17 protein-coding genes are annotated in these 15,959 nt (G+C 59.6%); 7 read left to right on the top strand and 10 right to left on the bottom strand.

All coding sequences use genetic code 11. From position 1 onward, the window contains the following. Window positions 1–15: 15 nt before the first annotated feature. Window positions 16–459 carry a VOC family protein gene (locus G9X67_RS12465; protein ID WP_138329440.1) on the bottom strand — a complete coding sequence of 148 codons (444 nt, stop codon included), beginning with the start codon at window positions 457–459 and terminating at the stop codon, window positions 16–18. A gap of 303 nt (window positions 460–762) precedes the next feature. Between G9X67_RS12465 and G9X67_RS12460 the strand changes: the two genes are divergently transcribed. Continuing rightward, window positions 763–1,710, top strand: coding sequence for an alpha/beta hydrolase (locus G9X67_RS12460; RefSeq protein ID WP_171598767.1), 948 nt, complete (start codon window positions 763–765; stop codon window positions 1,708–1,710). 12 nt (window positions 1,711–1,722) lie between these two features. Here the strand turns inward: G9X67_RS12460 and G9X67_RS12455 are convergent, their stop codons facing one another. From G9X67_RS12455 to G9X67_RS12425, 7 genes are all read right to left on the bottom strand, one after another. Continuing rightward, window positions 1,723–2,607, bottom strand: coding sequence for a LysR family transcriptional regulator (locus G9X67_RS12455; RefSeq protein ID WP_138329438.1), 885 nt, complete (start codon window positions 2,605–2,607; stop codon window positions 1,723–1,725). A gap of 165 nt (window positions 2,608–2,772) precedes the next feature. Next, window positions 2,773–3,465: a DUF599 family protein gene (locus tag G9X67_RS12450; protein WP_130818071.1), complete on the bottom strand. Its 693-nt coding sequence runs from the start codon at window positions 3,463–3,465 to the stop codon at window positions 2,773–2,775. A gap of 156 nt (window positions 3,466–3,621) precedes the next feature. Beyond that, on the bottom strand, window positions 3,622–3,933 hold the full coding sequence (locus tag G9X67_RS12445; RefSeq protein WP_138389161.1) for a type II toxin-antitoxin system RelE/ParE family toxin: 312 nt from the start codon (window positions 3,931–3,933) through the stop codon (window positions 3,622–3,624). Beyond that, window positions 3,923–4,204 carry a type II toxin-antitoxin system ParD family antitoxin gene (locus G9X67_RS12440; RefSeq protein WP_138329435.1) on the bottom strand — a complete coding sequence of 94 codons (282 nt, stop codon included), beginning with the start codon at window positions 4,202–4,204 and terminating at the stop codon, window positions 3,923–3,925. The genes G9X67_RS12445 and G9X67_RS12440 overlap by 11 nt, the downstream gene beginning before the upstream one ends. Window positions 4,205–4,296: 92 nt before the next feature. Further along, entirely contained in the window at window positions 4,297–5,241 is a 945-nt protein-coding gene (locus G9X67_RS12435) for a biotin-dependent carboxyltransferase family protein (protein ID WP_138389160.1), read from the bottom strand. Then, on the bottom strand, window positions 5,229–5,936 hold the full coding sequence (locus tag G9X67_RS12430; protein ID WP_171598766.1) for a carboxyltransferase domain-containing protein: 708 nt from the start codon (window positions 5,934–5,936) through the stop codon (window positions 5,229–5,231). The genes G9X67_RS12435 and G9X67_RS12430 overlap by 13 nt, the downstream gene beginning before the upstream one ends. Before the next feature lie 111 nt (window positions 5,937–6,047). Further along, window positions 6,048–6,827 carry a 5-oxoprolinase subunit PxpA gene (locus tag G9X67_RS12425; protein WP_171598765.1) on the bottom strand — a complete coding sequence of 260 codons (780 nt, stop codon included), beginning with the start codon at window positions 6,825–6,827 and terminating at the stop codon, window positions 6,048–6,050. 302 nt (window positions 6,828–7,129) lie between these two features. Between G9X67_RS12425 and G9X67_RS12420 the strand changes: the two genes are divergently transcribed. Further along, window positions 7,130–7,654, top strand: a complete 525-nt coding sequence (locus tag G9X67_RS12420; RefSeq protein WP_138330047.1) for a PAS domain-containing protein — start codon at window positions 7,130–7,132, stop codon at window positions 7,652–7,654. 85 nt (window positions 7,655–7,739) lie between these two features. Here the strand turns inward: G9X67_RS12420 and G9X67_RS12415 are convergent, their stop codons facing one another. Further along, window positions 7,740–8,561 (bottom strand): universal stress protein, encoded by an 822-nt coding sequence (locus G9X67_RS12415; protein ID WP_138329432.1) that lies wholly within the window; start codon window positions 8,559–8,561, stop codon window positions 7,740–7,742. 56 nt (window positions 8,562–8,617) lie between these two features. Here G9X67_RS12415 and G9X67_RS12410 point away from each other — a divergent pair, with 56 nt between their 5' ends. Both G9X67_RS12410 and G9X67_RS12405 read left to right on the top strand, forming a co-directional pair. Then, window positions 8,618–8,848, top strand: a complete 231-nt coding sequence (locus G9X67_RS12410; protein WP_171598764.1) for a hypothetical protein — start codon at window positions 8,618–8,620, stop codon at window positions 8,846–8,848. Between the two features lie 27 nt (window positions 8,849–8,875). After that, entirely contained in the window at window positions 8,876–10,138 is a 1,263-nt protein-coding gene (locus tag G9X67_RS12405; RefSeq protein WP_171598763.1) for a DUF4010 domain-containing protein, read from the top strand. Between the two features lie 179 nt (window positions 10,139–10,317). On the opposite strand, the gene G9X67_RS12400 is transcribed toward G9X67_RS12405, so the two are convergent. Next, window positions 10,318–11,214, bottom strand: a complete 897-nt coding sequence (locus G9X67_RS12400; protein ID WP_171598762.1) for a LysR family transcriptional regulator — start codon at window positions 11,212–11,214, stop codon at window positions 10,318–10,320. A gap of 157 nt (window positions 11,215–11,371) precedes the next feature. Between G9X67_RS12400 and G9X67_RS12395 the strand changes: the two genes are divergently transcribed. From G9X67_RS12395 to G9X67_RS12385, 3 genes are all read left to right on the top strand, one after another. Next, complete coding sequence (locus G9X67_RS12395; RefSeq protein ID WP_171598761.1) at window positions 11,372–12,358, top strand: aldo/keto reductase; 987 nt, start codon at window positions 11,372–11,374, stop codon at window positions 12,356–12,358. A 147-nt stretch (window positions 12,359–12,505) separates the two neighbouring features. Further along, on the top strand, window positions 12,506–14,383 hold the full coding sequence (locus G9X67_RS12390) for an adenylate/guanylate cyclase domain-containing protein (RefSeq protein ID WP_171599043.1): 1,878 nt from the start codon (window positions 12,506–12,508) through the stop codon (window positions 14,381–14,383). A 290-nt stretch (window positions 14,384–14,673) separates the two neighbouring features. Continuing rightward, a complete protein-coding gene (locus tag G9X67_RS12385) occupies window positions 14,674–15,777 on the top strand; it encodes an alpha/beta hydrolase (RefSeq protein WP_171598760.1) in 1,104 nt (367 codons plus the stop codon). The last annotated feature ends 182 nt before the right edge of the window (window positions 15,778–15,959 follow it).

The following is a 15,959-nucleotide window of genomic DNA, read 5'->3' as shown; positions in this document are numbered from 1 at the left end:
TCAATGCCGAAAATGTCAGGCCTCGTCCGCTCCGGAACGAAAGACCAGAAACTTGTTGCCTTCGGGATCGCGAAAATAGGCGCAGTAAGGACCCGTACCGTTCTCGCCACGCGGACCAGGAGCTCCTTCGTCCGAGCCACCCGCCGCCAATGCCGTTGCATGGGCTTCGTCAACCTTTGAACGGGACGGAGCTTCGAAAGCAATCATTCCACCGTTGCCGACGGTGGCAGGGCGGCCATCGAACGGCTTGATGATGCCGAATTCGAGCGTGCGATGACCGTAGTAGATGGCCCGGTTGGGCTGGACGAGGACTCGTCCGATCCCGAACACGGCCAGAAGCTTGTCGTAGAATACCGACGCGGCATTCAGATCATTGGTGCCGACAGTGGCGTGGCCCGGGAGGCTGCGGACCTTGTCGGGGGCGGCCGCAACCTGTCTGCTTTGGGTAATGTCGTTCATATCAGTTCTTCCTTATATTGTCGTGGTCGACGCTCTGCCTTCCGCACGCAAACGCCAACGAGCTGTCGCAAATCGGCGGCTGGTGGATATTTGGGCGGGTCGACGGCCGGCCGGCACCTCGGGAAATTGAGAGGCACCCTCTCGTTCAGCTGTCAGCCTTGGGCAGCCGGGTTGCCGCGCTGCCGCCGTAGAGAGGGTTCCTCTCACTTTCTCCGGCTACCGCGAGCTGACGCCATGCTCAATTATTTGTGCAGACAGCCGGCTTTTGGGCTTTGGCTGACCGCCGTTCAGAAAGGACATCCTATGTCTAAGGACAAAACCGTAAATGCTGCATCAGTCGCGGCAACTCCCGCTTCCCACTCGTCTGAAGCCTTCGCTTGTACGCAAGCCGCGCACGACGCCGTCGGCTTCATCGAGATCGACGAAGTCCTGACGCTGAGGAGGATGGCAATCCGCGCCCCCGCGCCAAAAGGCACCGTGCTTTTCCTCCATGGGTTTCCGGAAACACTGACGGTGTGGAACGGCATCGCGACAACGCTTGCTCACGACTACGACGTCCATGCCTTCGATTGGCCGGGCTACGGGCAGTCGTCGCGCCCGGCTTCGGAACGGTTTTCCTATGCGCCGAGGGCGTACTCCCAGGTGTTGAAGGCCTATATCGACCGGGCAGGCATCGACCGGTCGAAGCTCGTGATCTACGCGACTGACATCGGTGCCCTGCCCGTCCTGCTGCTTGCTCTCGACGAGCCGACGATCGCCAGGCAGATCATCGTCGGAGACTTCGCGCCGTTCGACCGGCCGCAATACATGTGGGAGAACCTGCAGAACCTCAAAGCCGAGCCGACCGCCTCGCCGACCCGTGCCTACATGAACAAGACAAGCGACGAGATCCTTCAGAACGTGCACAGGCGCGGCCTCTCGCCCGATGAGCGATTCGATCTGCCGGCTGACGTCCAGCAGGACATGACCCGTTCGTGGAGCCTTGACGGAATGACTTCAGCGGATGCCTTCGCCCACTACTACGCGAATTTCACCGGCGATCAGCATTATCTCGAGGCCAACCTCACCTGGCTGAAGACGCCCGTGAAGGTGATCTGGGGCGAGAAAGACATCTATATCACAAGCGAGATGGGCATCGAGTTCGCCGCCAAGATCGGTGCAAAAGTCGATATCCTCTCAGGTATCGGCCACTTCCCGCACCTTCAGAAACCGGAACAAACGATTGAAGAAATAGGCGCATCATTCAGATAACATTAGATTATCTTAGCGGATATTCCGCAGCTGCGGCAATGCCCAGTCGACGAAAGCGCGTACTTTCAACGCGAGAAGCCCCTGGCGCGAGTAGACGATATGAATGGGCTGTGGCGGCCCGTCGAAATCGCCAAGGATGGGGACGAGCGCGCCAGACGCCAGTTCGTCGGGAATCTGATAGTCGAACAGCCGCGCGATCCCCGCCCCGCCGACGGTCGCCGCAACGCAGTTTGCCGCGGTATTCACTTCCAGCCGGTTGCGGGGCACCGTCTCCATCGGTGTACCATCGACGTCGAATGTCCAGAAGAATGTTCGCTTGTTGAAGATGATCCCGTCGCGATCGATGAGATCGCCGGGACGCTCAGGTGTGCCATGGCGCTCGAGATAGACGGGGCTCGCGCAGGTCAGCAGGCGGAATTCGCCGATCTTCACGGCATGGAGGGCGCTGTCGGCGAGCTCGCCGAGACGGATCGCGATATCCACCTGCTCGGACACGAGATCGACCGTGCGGTCGAGCGACAGAAGGTTCAGCGACACCTCCCGGTATTTGTCCATGAAGCTCAGCGCAACGGGCAGCACGTAGCGGCTGCCGTATTCGATCGGCATCGTGATCGTCAGCACGCCTCTGGGCGTCTGGTATTCCCCGGACGCCCTTCGTTCGGCCTCCTCAAGATCCGCCATGATCTTTCGGGCGGCATCGACATAGTCGCGTCCGGCATCGGTGAGCTGCAGATTGCGGCTGGTGCGCACGATGAGGTTTGCCCCAAGATGTCGCTCAAGTTCGGCCACTTTTCGGCTAACGCTGGGCAATGGCGCGTTGAGCTTCCTGCTGCCGGCAGAGATGCTTCCGGCGTCGACCACGGCCAGTAACATACGCATCGCTTCGAGACGATCCATCGGACACCGCCAGTAAGATACCGCTTCTGTGCAATCCAGCCTAAGGCTTGGCTTTAGAGCATGATGCCGAAAACTGTGATTGGTTTCGGACGACATCATGCTCTAACTCTTTAACTTAGAACAGGATTCACATTTTAGGCCTACCCGGCCTAAAATCATCCTGTTCTAGTCAAGCAGCTTCCGTATGGCCATGATCCCTTTTGCAGCATCCGACCAGGATTGACGCCAGATCAAAATGCCGACGCTGAGGATGGTGGCAACAGCGAAGGGGATCGGCCCGAGAAACCAGAAGGCGGCTGCAAAGGTGAAGTAGTAAGATCGGACACCGACGCTGAACGATCGAAGCGCAGGGTTCAAAACGAGAGTCAGGGCGTTTGTCCAACCGGCGATGTCCCTGTCTTCATCCCGGGATGGGCTGGCCCCGATCGCCGCCAGACAGTAGTTGATCTGCCGGACCGCCCAGATGAAATCGGATAGTCCCCGCAGCAGCGTCGCCATGATCAGGAGGACTTTGCACTGGAAAAACCACGCTGGGTCCTGAGCCGCAAACATTGCGATCAGCCCGCCACCCGACCCATAGTTCGGCTCCATGAACAGCGCGCCGCTCAGGCCAACGATGACGATGAGATTGGCGGAGCCGAAGAAGGATGCCGAATTGATCGTGTGCCCGAGGATCGCGGCGTCGCCGATGAAGTTGTTGTCACGCGTCAGAACCTCGCGCATCCAGGCTGTGCGAATGCGCACCATATCGACGGAAAGGCTATCGTTCCTTCTCGGCCATCCCGCTGCCATCAAAGGCTCGACCGCCACCCAGACGAGAAGGAAGAAAACGATAGCCGCGACGTTCAGAAAATCCATGGTGCCCCCGAATTGAATCTGGATTTTCCTGAACACTACTTCGAGCTAACGGCAGCTCCAAGCGTATACGGTGGCGGTATCGCGGGCGTCGGCGGCGCTGACTACGCCCGCGACATTGGCCAAGGGAAAGAGTGCCCTTCTAATCGTGCCGCTTGGCTAGTAGAGCGCTGCCAAATCACGCCGGCCATCGACGACGTGAACGATCTCCACGATCTCGATGGGACCGTCATCCGTGTTGGGATGAGTTTGATAGAGGATCACATAGGGCGCCTCGACCAGCATGCGGGCGGCCGGATGGATCTCCGGATGACGCTGGCCCAGGCGCGGCTGCTCGATCAGCGACGTGGCCTTGATACGGAACCGCTGGAAATACCGCTCGGCCGCCTGGGGCTGCTCGCGGGCGATGTCGACGTAAATTTTCTTCGCGCCGGCACGGGCGGCGGGTGTCCAGATCAGCTTAGCGGGCATGCGAGGCGGTAGACTTGGCTTCCTGGCGCGCCTCTTCAAGCGCATCATCAAAGTCGGCCGGGATGGCCGTGCCACTCGCCTTGCCTTCGGACCACAGGGTCCGCAGACGCTGGATGTCGCCCTTGCGGGTTTCCCATTTGGCTGACCAGTCACGCATGGCTTCGCGGATTACTTCGCTGCTGCTGGCATAGGCACCGCTCTTGACCGCGTCGCGAAGCAGGTCCGCCTGCTGCGGCGTCATTGAGACGCTGATCTTTTCAACATTGGCCATGTGGCACCTCCAGACTCTTGTGGTGGTAAAGATTACCACCAGCCTGACAGTCTTGCCAAGCTTTTCGCGCATGAAAAACCTGGCGAGGTCCTCTACAGCGCCGCGAGGTAACGGGACACCGTCGAAGCCCGAAGCCGAATGTGTTCGATCGCCTGCTGCGGTGTCACGGCCAGGAAACCGATATGGTCGCGTGGGCGTAGCTGGACGAAGGCGTCCAGATCCGAATCCACCACCGTGGCGATCTTGGGATATCCTCCGGTCGTCTGGTGGTCGGCCAGCAGAATGGTGGGAACACCGTCTCCGGCGACCTGCACCGAGCCCCGCACGATCGCTTCCGACGGCATGTCCAACGCGACGCTTGGTGCAAGCGACGGACCTTGAAGACGTACACCCATGCGGTCATAGGCGTCGCTCAGGCGGAAGGGCGACGAAAGGAAATTCGACAAGGTTCCTTTCGAGAAGAACCGATCCTGTGGACCGACCACCACACGCAGCTCGGATCGCGGTCTTGCGATGACCGGACATGTAATCGGACCATGTCGATCGTCTCGCACTTCCGGGTCGGCGACGGTGATGGTCTGCCCGGCTGCAAGGCGCCCGCCGCCGAGGCCGGAGAGACTGTGCGTCGACATGCTGCCCAGCCAGGTCTTCGCCTCGATATGACCGGCGAAGGCCAGATACGTCCAGCTTCCCCAGTGTCCCGGACGAACTGCCAGTCGCTCGCCGGCCCTCAAGGTGGCGACCATCCATGCGCCGCGCTTGTCGCCGGCATGCTCTACGATGAATCCCCCTCCCGCGACGGCGAACGTAACCTCCCCCGACACGCAGTCGAGAACCAGGCCGCCCATAGAGACTTCGATTGCGGGCTGACAGGCAGGATTGCCGACGGCGACGTTGGCGGCGGCAAACGAGGTCCTGTCCATCGGACCGGAGGCCGGGACGCCGTAACGCATCAATCCGCGACGTCCTCCGTCCTGGACAGCGACGTGAGGGCCTGCGAAGTTGATTGCAAGGACCGCTTCGCTCATGCGAGGCACCTCGCGTCGAATTCGGCCCTCGATATGCGGCGGAAACGCACCGCGTCGCCGACGTCGAAGAGGAACGGACGGTCGTTGGACGCGGCGTCGAGGATCTTCGTCGGCGAGCGGCCGATGATCCACCAGCCGGTCGGCATGGTGAGCGTGCTCACCAGGCATTGCGGACCGGCGATCAGCACGCTTCCGGCGGCGATGCCGCGAATAGGCGCCGGCTTCCTCGGCTGCTGAATGGCTTTGGGCACGCCTGCGAGGTAAGCGTATCCTGGAGCGAAGCCGTACATGAAGACGCTGTAGTCGCCGGAGAGATGGGCGGATATAACGTCTTCCGGCGATAATCCGCTTGCCTCGGCGACGGCGGCAAGATCGGGCGCAAGATCAGAATCGTAGCAGACTTCGACTTCGCGCATCGCTCCGATCGTCTCTGGAACCTCAGCCCCCAGAAGCTCCTCAATGGCCGCCTCCGTTGTCCGGTGATCGGCCACGAGCGGATCGAAGCATACGAGAATGCTGGCATAGGCCGGAACGGCTTCGACGAATCCTTCAAAGGGTGCCGCCTTCAAGGCGGCATCCAGCTTGACGACCTGATCGTGGATCCATTTATCGATGGTCGCGCCGAATTCGACGAGCACCGCGTGCCCGCCCACCGGGCGGTAGGTCGGAACGCTGCCGGGCGATGCGGACGGGTCCTGTGGCACCTCAGTCGGCGCCTTCGATCAGAATGAAATCCGCATCCGCTGCCCGCGCGCAGGTCCCGTAGGCTTCCGGATCGGTGACGGTAACCTGGGCGATAAGATAGCCTTTGGCCATCACCTGTTTTCCTGTGTCGGCTGGAGGAATGGTGCCACCTCGATGCCTGCCTTTTGCAGTTCCTGGCGCACGTGGACGGCCATGGCGAGCGCTCCTGGGCTGTCCCCGTGAACGCAGATCGAATGCACATCGAGAGGGATCGGAACGCCGTCGACCGTCGGCATGAGGCCGCTGGACAGGTACTCGATCAATCTCGAAGCCGCCTCCGCGGGATCATCGATCATCGCTCCCGGCAAGTTGCGCGGAACGAGCCGACCCGTGGAGAGGTAGCCGCGGTCGGCAAAAATCTCGCTGAAGACGGTCATCCCGGCATCGCGGGCCGCATGCTCCAGCTCTGTCCCGGAGATCGCCAGTATGGCAAGTTCCGGCGAAACCGCTCGGGTTGCGCGTATGATGGCGTCGGCGACCGGCCGTTCGTCGGCCGCCCAATTGGCGAGTGCGCCGTGTGGTTTGACGTAGCGGACGCGGGCGCCCGCCAGAGCCGCAGCTCCCATCAGCGCGCCTGTCTGCGTCGCCACAAGCTGCTCCACTTCCCGGATGCTCAAGGGGATCAGACGTCGCCCGAAGCCCTCGCGATCTGCAAAGCCCGGATGGGCTCCGGCGACGACACCCCGTTCGCTTGCGAGCGCGAGCGTCTCCACCATGGTCGCGGGATCTCCGGCGTGCCCGCCGCATGCGATGTTCGCACTGGTAACGACGTCAAGGATCGCCTTGTCGTCGCCCATGCGCCAGGGTCCAAACGCCTCCCCCAGATCAGAATTGAGATCGATTTTCGTCATGATTTCCGTCAACCCTTCGCGCCGGTCTTGTCAGCTTCGTCGCATCCTGGAAAGTCGAAGCCGAGGTGGAGCACATCTTCGCCGTTCCCGTCAAGAAAACGACGCCGCTGGTTGCGCGCAACGAGCGTGTCTGGTGGTCGCAGGCCCGTGGATTGTCCTTGCAGTTGCGTCCGATGGAAACGTGGCTAAAATCGGGGGTGAAATGGTCGACCGCCCTGTCGCTGATCGAGCGCGTCGTATTCTTTCAAGAGCCAGGTGACCTAGCCACCCGGCAGCATTGGCGTGCAGACCGGGGATGCGGAATGAGTCTTGTCAACAGAGCTTTGGGAACGTCCGAATTTTCTTTTACCGAAGAGCCTGGCATTTTCACCTGGGACTTGGCGACCGACAAGGTTTATGCGGATTCGGCGCTGGCAAACCTCTTTGGGCTTGATCCCGAAGAGACTCTCACGGGGCTGCCGGTCATCAGATACCTCGACCGGATTCATCCGGACGACAAGCCATCCGTGGCCAAGGCAATTTCAGAATCGGTGATCACAGGAAATCCGTATCGCTGTGATTATCGGGTATTTGATCGAAGCGGGCAAATAGTCGGCGTCGCGGCCTTGGGCCGCTGCTTCAGGGATGAAGCCGGAAACCCGTCGCAATATGCGGGCATCGTCTTCCCGACGAATGATCACGGGGAGCAAGACGAATTGTCCGCTCATTGCAAAGCGGCACTGAAAATTGCGCGGTCATCCGGCCTGCGGACGACGGCCGATGCGCTTGAAGCGATCGTCAAGGAGCTTGCCAAGCCGATGCCTTCAGACGTCGCGCAGGTTCATTGATTCCTTCCAAAGCGTTGGTTGTGGCATCAGACTTTCGGTGATGGCGATATTGCTGCTATCGGCGACGCGCCGCGCGCACTCTGAATTAGTGACAAAGGAGAGTGGGCATTTCGAGGTGGGTCAACAGCGACCGTGTCACCCCTCCCAAGAGGAATTCGCGTAGTCTCGAATGACCGAATGCGCCGGCGACGAGCAAATCTGCCTTGTGTTCCAGGGCGGCAGCTTGAATGACGCTGGCTGGCGAATCTCCCTTCGCTTGCACGGCTGCGACATCGACAGCAAGACCAGCCTTCCGAAGCGCAGCCGCAAGGTGATCCCGGCTGCGCTCGTCAATCTGCTTATCATCGGTGACGGAAATCAGGACGACACGCGATACCCGTTCCAGCAAGAACCTGGCACCCGCCAGTGCCCGCGCGACGGTGGCTCCTCCATCCCAGGCGACGGCGACAGCATCGATCCGGCCGCAGAAATTATCCGGGGGGAAAAGCAGGAGCGGTCTCCCGCTTTCAAACAGCACGCTCTCGATCAGCGGCCTCATCAGCACAGATGCTTCCAAAATGGAAAGATCGTATACGCGCGACAACTCGGCAAGAGTTTGTGCGACAAATGGCTCCCTCGCATCGAATGGCTGGATCTCGACCTCGACCTCGGCTTTTTTCGCATAATCATGGAGCGTCTGCCCGAGAACGGTTCCATTGTCTTTACTCAATCGCTCCGCCTCCGCACGCATTTTGTCTACGTCAAGGAGTGATGGAAATCGCGGCTGAAAGGGTTCGATCCTGACCAGCGGTATACTTGCCGTCAACCCGGCCTTCTGGTGAAGGGAAACAGCGACAGCGTTCTGAAGGAGCGAGAAGGAGCTTGCGTCTGGATAGGTGGCCAGCGGTAAATGGAATTGTGCTTTCACGGCTGATGTCCTCCCGATGATTGGAGGTATCATAGCGCAGAGGTGTCTCCCGCGCTTTGACGAAGATCAAGGTCGCTCCACCGCGAAAGCGCGAGCGTGATATTGACCGTCCTCATCAGGAAGCAAGCGGAATTCGTTGGGCGAAGCGGCAACGATCTATGTTAAGCGATGAAATGCGAAGCGCGATTGAATATCAGCACTTCGCGGCGCAAACCCGTCCGGACGCCGCCGAGCAGCAGCTTGCGGATCAACAGCAATGGCATATACGGCGCAACTGCCTTCGATGAATCAGCTGGCGCGCTTGGACCCATCGGATGATGACATCATTGGTAACGACGGAAGCATTCCAGCGCCTCAGCCTGGCGCTTGCAATCGGCATCCTTGTCGGCATTGAGCGCGGCTGGCGGGATCGTGAGGCTGCGCCAGGCAAAAGAGTAGCCGGTATCCGCACCTATGGCCTGTCAAGTTTCCTTGGCGGTTTCTGCGGTTTCCTGCAGCCTGTGACAGGGCCGATTCTGCCGACAGCTATCTTTATATTCTTTTGCATCACGGTTCTCCTCTTCAGCCGCATGCAGGCGGCACAAGAAGAGGATTACAGCGCCACCGGCACCATTGCGGCCCTGGCGGTCTTTGCGCTGGGCTTTGGTGCGGTTGTGGCGGATATGACGGTAACGGCCGCAAGCGCTGTGGCAATAACCGCCCTTCTTGCAGCGCGGGAACCGTTGCATGGATTTCTTCGCCGATTGACCTGGCTTGAGCTCAGGGCCGCCCTGATCCTCTTGACGATGACCATCGTCATCCTCCCGATCCTTCCCAACAGGCCGATTGATCCTTGGCAGGCAATCAATCCTTTCGAGCTTTGGATGATGACGATCCTCGTGGGAGCCGTTTCCTTTGCCGGTTATATCCTGATCAAGCTGAGCGGCGCCCGAGCCGGAATATTGCTGACCGGGACCAGCGGTGGCATCGTCTCCTCGACGGCCCTGACGCTTTCCTTTGCCCGTCAATCGAAGCAGATGCCGGCCCTCTCGCCACTCCTCTCGGCGGGCGCAATGCTTGCGGGAGCCGTTTCTCTCGCCCGCGTGCTTTTGATTTGCAGCGTCATTGCACCAGCCATTTTCAGGGATCTTGCTCTATCCCTCGCTCCGGCTGCCGCTATCCTCGCCATAGCTGGCGGCTTCGCCGCATTGCTGCAACGCCCGGATGATAGCACCGATTTTTCACCCCGAAACCCGCTCGAGGTGATGGTCGTGCTGCGCTTCGCACTCGTTCTCGCCGTCGTGACAGTCCTAACGCGAATGACCTTGACCGTCTTTGGAACTCAGTCGCTGATCGCGCTTGCGTTCATCACAGGACTGGGCGATCTCGATGCGATAACGCTTGCCGTGGCGAAATTGCCATCCATCCAGGTGCCCGCGGATGCGGCCGCTCGCGCCATAGCGGTCGCCGCTTTCGCCAACTTTCTTGCAAAAGCCGTTCTTGCTGCAAGTATGGGGAGCATCGCCTATGCGGTTCGTTTCGCGATCGCAGGCGGTGTCGCGACCTTGGCCGGAGTTGCTGGCTTGGTTTTGACATGAGCGCCTGTTCACCGGCTCCATGCTCAAGCAGAAGGCGACCTATCAAGCGATTTGCCGTCGGTTCGTGGAACGATATTCGTCCGCATAGGCAGCCCCATCAACGATCATCACTGCCGTCTCACCTCCGAGAGATGACCAGCAAATCCGGCAAGCATGAGCTGAAACTCTATCGAACTGGCCTAGACACGGCGATAGCGGAGCGCGTCCACGACGAGCGCAAACGCGGGCGTTAGCTGTCGGCGGCTGGGATAGTAGAGATGGTAGCCTGCAAACGGGGGCGACCAGTCCTCCAGCACGCTCATCAATCGTCCGTCTTTGACTGGCTCGTCGGCGTAATCACTTGTCACGTAGCCTATGCCAAAGCCATCAAGGGCCGCGGCAATGATCAATCTACCACTATTAAATGCCAACGACCCTTCTACCCGGACACGCAGCTCATGCCCGTCCTTCTCGAATTCCCAGGCGTATAGCCCGCCAAGGGAAGGCAGGCGCAGGTTGATGCACTCATGTTTCGCGAGATCGTGTGGGGTCAGCGGTGTCGGATTGCGGGCGAAATATGCGGGTGAAGCGACAGCCACCATGCGCATTTCCGGTCCGATGCGCACGGCGATCATGTCCTTATCGACGAGTTCGCCCAGACGAACGCCTGCATCGTAACGACCAGCCACGATATCGGTGAGCCCGGACTCGGCGGTCAGCTCGATCTGAATGTCGGGATAATCTGCCAGCAACCGCTTTAACGCGGGCCAGAGAAGGGATTCGGCAACCTGGTCAGTGGCGTTGATCCGAACCGTTCCAGCGGGTTTCTCGCGGAACTCGGTCAGTGCCGCGAGCCTGTCGTCGATATCGTCGAAGGCGGGGCGCAACGTTTCGAGAAGACGCTCTCCCGCCTCGGTCGGCGCAACGCTTCGGGTCGAGCGAGTCAGCAATCTAAGGCCGAGGCGCGTCTCTAGGCGCCGTATCGTCTGGCTGAGCGTGGACTGGGACGTGCCCAGCTTCGCCGCCGCCCGTGTGAAACTGCGCTCTTCCGCAACCACCATGAAGGCATTCAGTTCTCCAAAATCCTGCCGCCGCATTTATCCACTCCTGACATAGGCCCATTCCGATTATAGCGACTAATCAACAATCAGCCATTGGCCTATCTTCATCTCAGCACAAAAGGTTCTGCTGCCAAAATGGCGGCAAGGATTTGCGGGCGGCTTAATCCGTCCGAAACGGCGATCGGAGAGTTCAATGGAAAAGCGCAACCTCGGGAAACTAAAGGTTTCCGCACTCGGTTTCGGCTGCATGGGGTTGAACACCACCTATGGTCAGCCGCTCAATCACGTCGATGGCGTTCGGATGATCCACGCAGCCGTCGAAAGTGGTATTACCTTTTTCGACACCGCCGAAGTCTACGGCCCCTACATCAACGAAAAATTGGTCGGCGACGCCCTTGCTCCCTTCCGGGACCAAGTGATCATCGCCACCAAGTTCGGTTTCGGCCTGAACCCTGACGGTGGACGCACAGGCCTGGACAGCCGCCCGAAGACAATTCGAAAGTCTGTCGACGGCTCGCTGTCCCGCCTGAAGGTGGACGCGATCGACCTTCTCTACCAGCACCGCGTCGATCCCACCGTGCCGATCGAAGATGTCGCCGGCGAGGTGGGACGGCTTATCGCAGAGGGCAAGGTCAAACATTGGGGTCTTTCGGAAGCCAATGCGTCGACAATCCGCCGTGCCCACACCGTACAGGCGCTCGCCGCCATACAGAGCGAGTACTCGCTTTGGACAAGGGATGTCGAGCAGAATGGCATTCTAACCGCCTGCGAGGAACTGGGCATCGGATTTGTGCCGTGGAGCCCTCTCGGTGCAGGTTTCCTCACCGGTGCGATCACCGCCGAGACCAAGATCGCCCCGACCGATTTCCGTGCCAACGGACCCCGCTTTTCGCCAGAGGCTCGTGCCGCCAACATGGCTTTGGTGGATGTCTTAAAGCGGATCGCCGATGGCAAGGGGGCGACGCCTGCCCAACTCGCCCTCGCATGGCTTCTCGTTCAGAAGCCCTGGATCGCGCCGATCCCCGGCACCACGAAACTACACCGTCTCAAAGAAAATCTCGGAGCCACTGAGGTCGTGCTGACCCCAATCGACCTGCAGGCCATCGAGGAAGCGTTGTCCCGGATTTCCATCCAAGGCCAGCGGCTCCACGAGGGTGCCCTCCGCATGATCGACGCCTGAACAGGACGACCATTTTAAACAAGGATGCCCCTTTTTCCGCATCGACCCTAGAGGATTACGAACATGCCGGACCGCTGTGTTGACTTGAACAGGAGACACCTGCTCGGGGTTTCGGCTCTGGCGTTAACTGGCGCGGCCGCCGTGGCGATGGAACGTAAGCTTGCGGCGATCATGGCCGGAGACATTGTTGGCTACAGTCGTCTCATGGCTGAAAACGAGGCGACAACTTACGCAGAGCTCCGCTCTGTATTCGACGACCTGATCGAACCGACTGTCAGCCAACATGGCGGACGAACGTTCAAAAGCACTGGCGACGGTTTTCTCGCAACCTTCCCCAGTGTCAACGACGCGCTGGATGCGGCAGTAAAGATCCAGAACGGCTTCGAGAACCAACGATTCGAGTTCCGGATCGGCGTCAATCTCGGCGATGTCATTGAGGACAATGGCGACATTTATGGCGACGGCGTCAACGTGGCTTCCCGGCTCGAAGCCATGGCCGACCCGGGTAGCATTTTTGTCAGTAACGCGGTGGTGCTGAGCGCCGACCGCAGCCGCGGCAAGAGCTTTTCCCATATTGGGCGCCGAACGGCGAAGAACATTCCCGAACGCCTCGACGTCTACGCCGTCAAACGACCGAGCCGGCGAAATCGACGTTGGAGCCGCGTGCGTTCCTTCGTGCCCCACGTGGGCGTTCGGCTCGCCTATGGGGTCGGGGCAATTTCGCTCGGGATCGGGCTTTCGCTTCAGCCAATTCCACTGTCTGCGATGATCGCCGGGATACCGTCCGACTTTACCATGCTAGCGAACGCGGAAAGAATCGATCCGCGACCGTCCGTAGCGGTGATGCCTTTCGACAATATGAGTGGCGACCCCGCGCAGGCCTACTTTGCCGATGGCCTTACCGAGGACATTACGACCCAGCTTGCGCGCAATCCTGATCTCCAGGTGATCGACCCGGACTCTACATCTGCAGTGCGGGATGATGCGGGTAACATTCGAACGATTGGTGACCGCTTGAATGTTGCCTATGTAGTCGATGGAAGCGCGCGTCGTGTCGGTGATCAGCTTCGTATCGCCGCGCAGCTGATCGACGTGAAAAGCGGAGCGCATCTCTGGACACAAAGTTATGACCGGAATGTCGAGGATATTTTCTCCGTTGAAAGCGAACTGACATCCCAGATCGTCGCCAGTCTCGTGTCTTATGTCGGCAGAACGGAGCAAGAAGTGGCGATCCGGCGCCCGACGAAGAACCTGCAGGCCTACGATCTTGTCCTGCAGGCCCGAAATCGGTTCAAGCACGACGCGAAGGATATCGAGGGACTCCTGGCCGCACGCGGACTTTACCAGAAGGCTCTGGAACTGGACCCGTCCTATGCGGTCGCGCGCGCCAGCCTCGGTATGACGTACATCTTCGACATGACGCAACGGGTCACCGGTCGGGCGACGGAAAGAGACGTGGAAATCGGTTTGAGCGAGGCGCGCCAGTCTATCCGCCTCGACCCAAATCTGGCGATCGGTTACCAGGTGCTCAGCTTCGGCCTGTCCGCCGCCGGCGACTATCCCGGCGCGCTACAGGCCGCGAAACGATCCGTGGAGCTCAACCCGAACGCCCCAGATAGCCTAATGGCGCTAGCCAAGGCACAAGTTCGATTTGGAGACTATGCGGCTGCTGTTTCGAATGCCGAGCGCGCGCGCCGCCTTCATCCAATTGCCCCCGAATATTATGCTTACGTGCATGGGCAGGCTCTCTACGCGGCCGGTCGCCGCGACGAGGCAGCAAATGTCATCCGCGAATGCCTGATCCGGTCGCCGCAAGACGCAAATTGCTTGTTAATCCAAACCGCGCTGCAGGCTGCGAGGGACGATCTGGGCGATGCCCAAACGACGATGGCCGACCTTGTCAGGGAAAATCCCGAGTTTTCGCTAAAATCGGAACGCGACTATCGCCGGTTTGGAGATTCCCCCTTAATGCGGCAGTTTCTCGCGGACCTGGAGCGCGCTAAGGCCCCAGACACAGCCGTATAGGGTCATTCCAAAGATCGTCGCGCATGAAAACGTTGAAGGAGCGGAGCCGCCGGAGTGCCGTATCAATATCTGAGGTCCGGCTCAAGCAGCACATCATCTTTACTGTCGGGGGAATGCCCGTTCAGGGAGATCGCCTTCACAAGGCGGGACTGAACCTAATTCCCGCGGCTCATTCACCAAGGAGAGATCGACAAGTTGAGTTCGATTCTTGGCACCAAGAAGAACAAAGATCACCGCCAAATGAGCGCGTTGATCCTTCCAAATCAGATCGCTAGCAAGGGAGTTTTACAATGGACAATGAATTTATCGATGAGAAGCGGCGGCAGTTTCTCGGAACGTCTGCGCTTGTCTTGTCTGGCGCTGCCGTCGCCGGCTCAGTACTGGCTGGAAACGCCGCGGCGTCGGGTCAATCTGCTAAGGTCAAAGGACCCGCTGTTGTCAACTACCCGAACGACAAAGGCGTGACGATTGAACGTGTCACCTACCCTGCACGGAACATGGGCACGAACATTGTCGCTAACTTGTTTAAGCCCGCCAATTTCGACAGCAGCAGGAAGTATGCGGCAGTTGTGGTGACCCATCCGTTCGGCGCCGTAAAGGAACAGTCCTCCGGTCTCTATGCCCAGCGCCTTGCCGAAGCGGGATTTATCGGCCTGGCCTATGATGCATCCTATCAAGGCGAAAGTGGCGGCGAGCCGCGTCTTATGGAAGTGCCGGCACAGCGCGTGGATGATATCAGTTGCGCCATTGATTTCCTGGTTCAGCATCCGCAGGTCGATCCGGCGCGGATCGGCTCATTGGGAATTTGCATCGGCGGCAGCTACGCGTTGAACCACGCACAGCACGAGCACCGCGTAAGGGCCGTCGCAGCCGTGAGCACTTTCGATATTGGCCAGGGTCGTCGCGAGGGACTTTCGAACTCCATCTCCTATGAAGAGCGCGTCAAGCGGCTGAAGGATGCCGGCGAGCAGCGCAGCCGTGAAGCGCGTGGCGAACCAGTTCGCCTTGTGCCTGTTGTGGCCAATTCTCCCGACGACTTCACGCCAGCGACTCCCGTCATGTACAGGGAGGGTTATGAATACTACCGCACGGCTCGCGGTCAGCATCCGAATTCCGTTAATCGCTATATATTCTCGAGCTTGCCTCAGCAGATGGCATTCTACCCGTTCGAGATGATCGAGACAATTTCGCCTCGGCCTCTTCTGGTGATCGCGGGTTCCAAAGCCGAGACAAAATTCTGGAGCGACCAGGTCTATGAAAAGGCCAGGGAGCCTAAGGAACTCTTCGTTGTGGATGGTGCGACCCACGTCGACCTCTATGACAAGCCGCAATTCGTCGGGCCTGCAATCGCGAAGCTCAGCGACTTTTTCGGGCAGCATCTGACTTCGGCGTAAAACGGGGACGAGCTTGCTGCCTCTCTTATATCGAGGCGCCGAATGCGATCGTAGCGCTACGGAGTGCCTCCAAGGATCATGCGAGTGGCTAACAGCGGCGGTGCCAAATCACGCCGGCCGCCGACGTGCCGCAGCAGGCTAACCTGCGCGACAGGGTCAAGCGGCGCCTATGCCAGGAGCAC

Source organism: Rhizobium sp. WYCCWR 11152 (assembly GCF_013087615.1).
Lineage (GTDB): Bacteria > Pseudomonadota > Alphaproteobacteria > Rhizobiales > Rhizobiaceae > Rhizobium > Rhizobium indicum.
This window is presented reverse-complemented; position numbering and strand designations above follow the sequence as displayed.

What these genes read in the sequence shown, in the direction of transcription:
- G9X67_RS12465 (WP_138329440.1), bottom strand. Translation starts at nt 459, where the DNA reads ATGAACGACATTACCCAAAGCAGACAGGTTGCGGCCGCCCCCGACAAG.
- G9X67_RS12460 (WP_171598767.1), top strand. Translation starts at nt 763, where the DNA reads ATGTCTAAGGACAAAACCGTAAATGCTGCATCAGTCGCGGCAACTCCC.
- G9X67_RS12455 (WP_138329438.1), bottom strand. Translation starts at nt 2,607, where the DNA reads ATGGATCGTCTCGAAGCGATGCGTATGTTACTGGCCGTGGTCGACGCC.
- G9X67_RS12450 (WP_130818071.1), bottom strand. Translation starts at nt 3,465, where the DNA reads ATGGATTTTCTGAACGTCGCGGCTATCGTTTTCTTCCTTCTCGTCTGG.
- G9X67_RS12445 (WP_138389161.1), bottom strand. Translation starts at nt 3,933, where the DNA reads ATGCCCGCTAAGCTGATCTGGACACCCGCCGCCCGTGCCGGCGCGAAG.
- G9X67_RS12440 (WP_138329435.1), bottom strand. Translation starts at nt 4,204, where the DNA reads ATGGCCAATGTTGAAAAGATCAGCGTCTCAATGACGCCGCAGCAGGCG.
- G9X67_RS12425 (WP_171598765.1), bottom strand. Translation starts at nt 6,827, where the DNA reads ATGACGAAAATCGATCTCAATTCTGATCTGGGGGAGGCGTTTGGACCC.
- G9X67_RS12420 (WP_138330047.1), top strand. Translation starts at nt 7,130, where the DNA reads ATGAGTCTTGTCAACAGAGCTTTGGGAACGTCCGAATTTTCTTTTACC.
- G9X67_RS12405 (WP_171598763.1), top strand. Translation starts at nt 8,876, where the DNA reads ATGATGACATCATTGGTAACGACGGAAGCATTCCAGCGCCTCAGCCTG.
- G9X67_RS12400 (WP_171598762.1), bottom strand. Translation starts at nt 11,214, where the DNA reads ATGCGGCGGCAGGATTTTGGAGAACTGAATGCCTTCATGGTGGTTGCG.
- G9X67_RS12395 (WP_171598761.1), top strand. Translation starts at nt 11,372, where the DNA reads ATGGAAAAGCGCAACCTCGGGAAACTAAAGGTTTCCGCACTCGGTTTC.
- G9X67_RS12390 (WP_171599043.1), top strand. Translation starts at nt 12,506, where the DNA reads ATGGAACGTAAGCTTGCGGCGATCATGGCCGGAGACATTGTTGGCTAC.
- G9X67_RS12385 (WP_171598760.1), top strand. Translation starts at nt 14,674, where the DNA reads ATGGACAATGAATTTATCGATGAGAAGCGGCGGCAGTTTCTCGGAACG.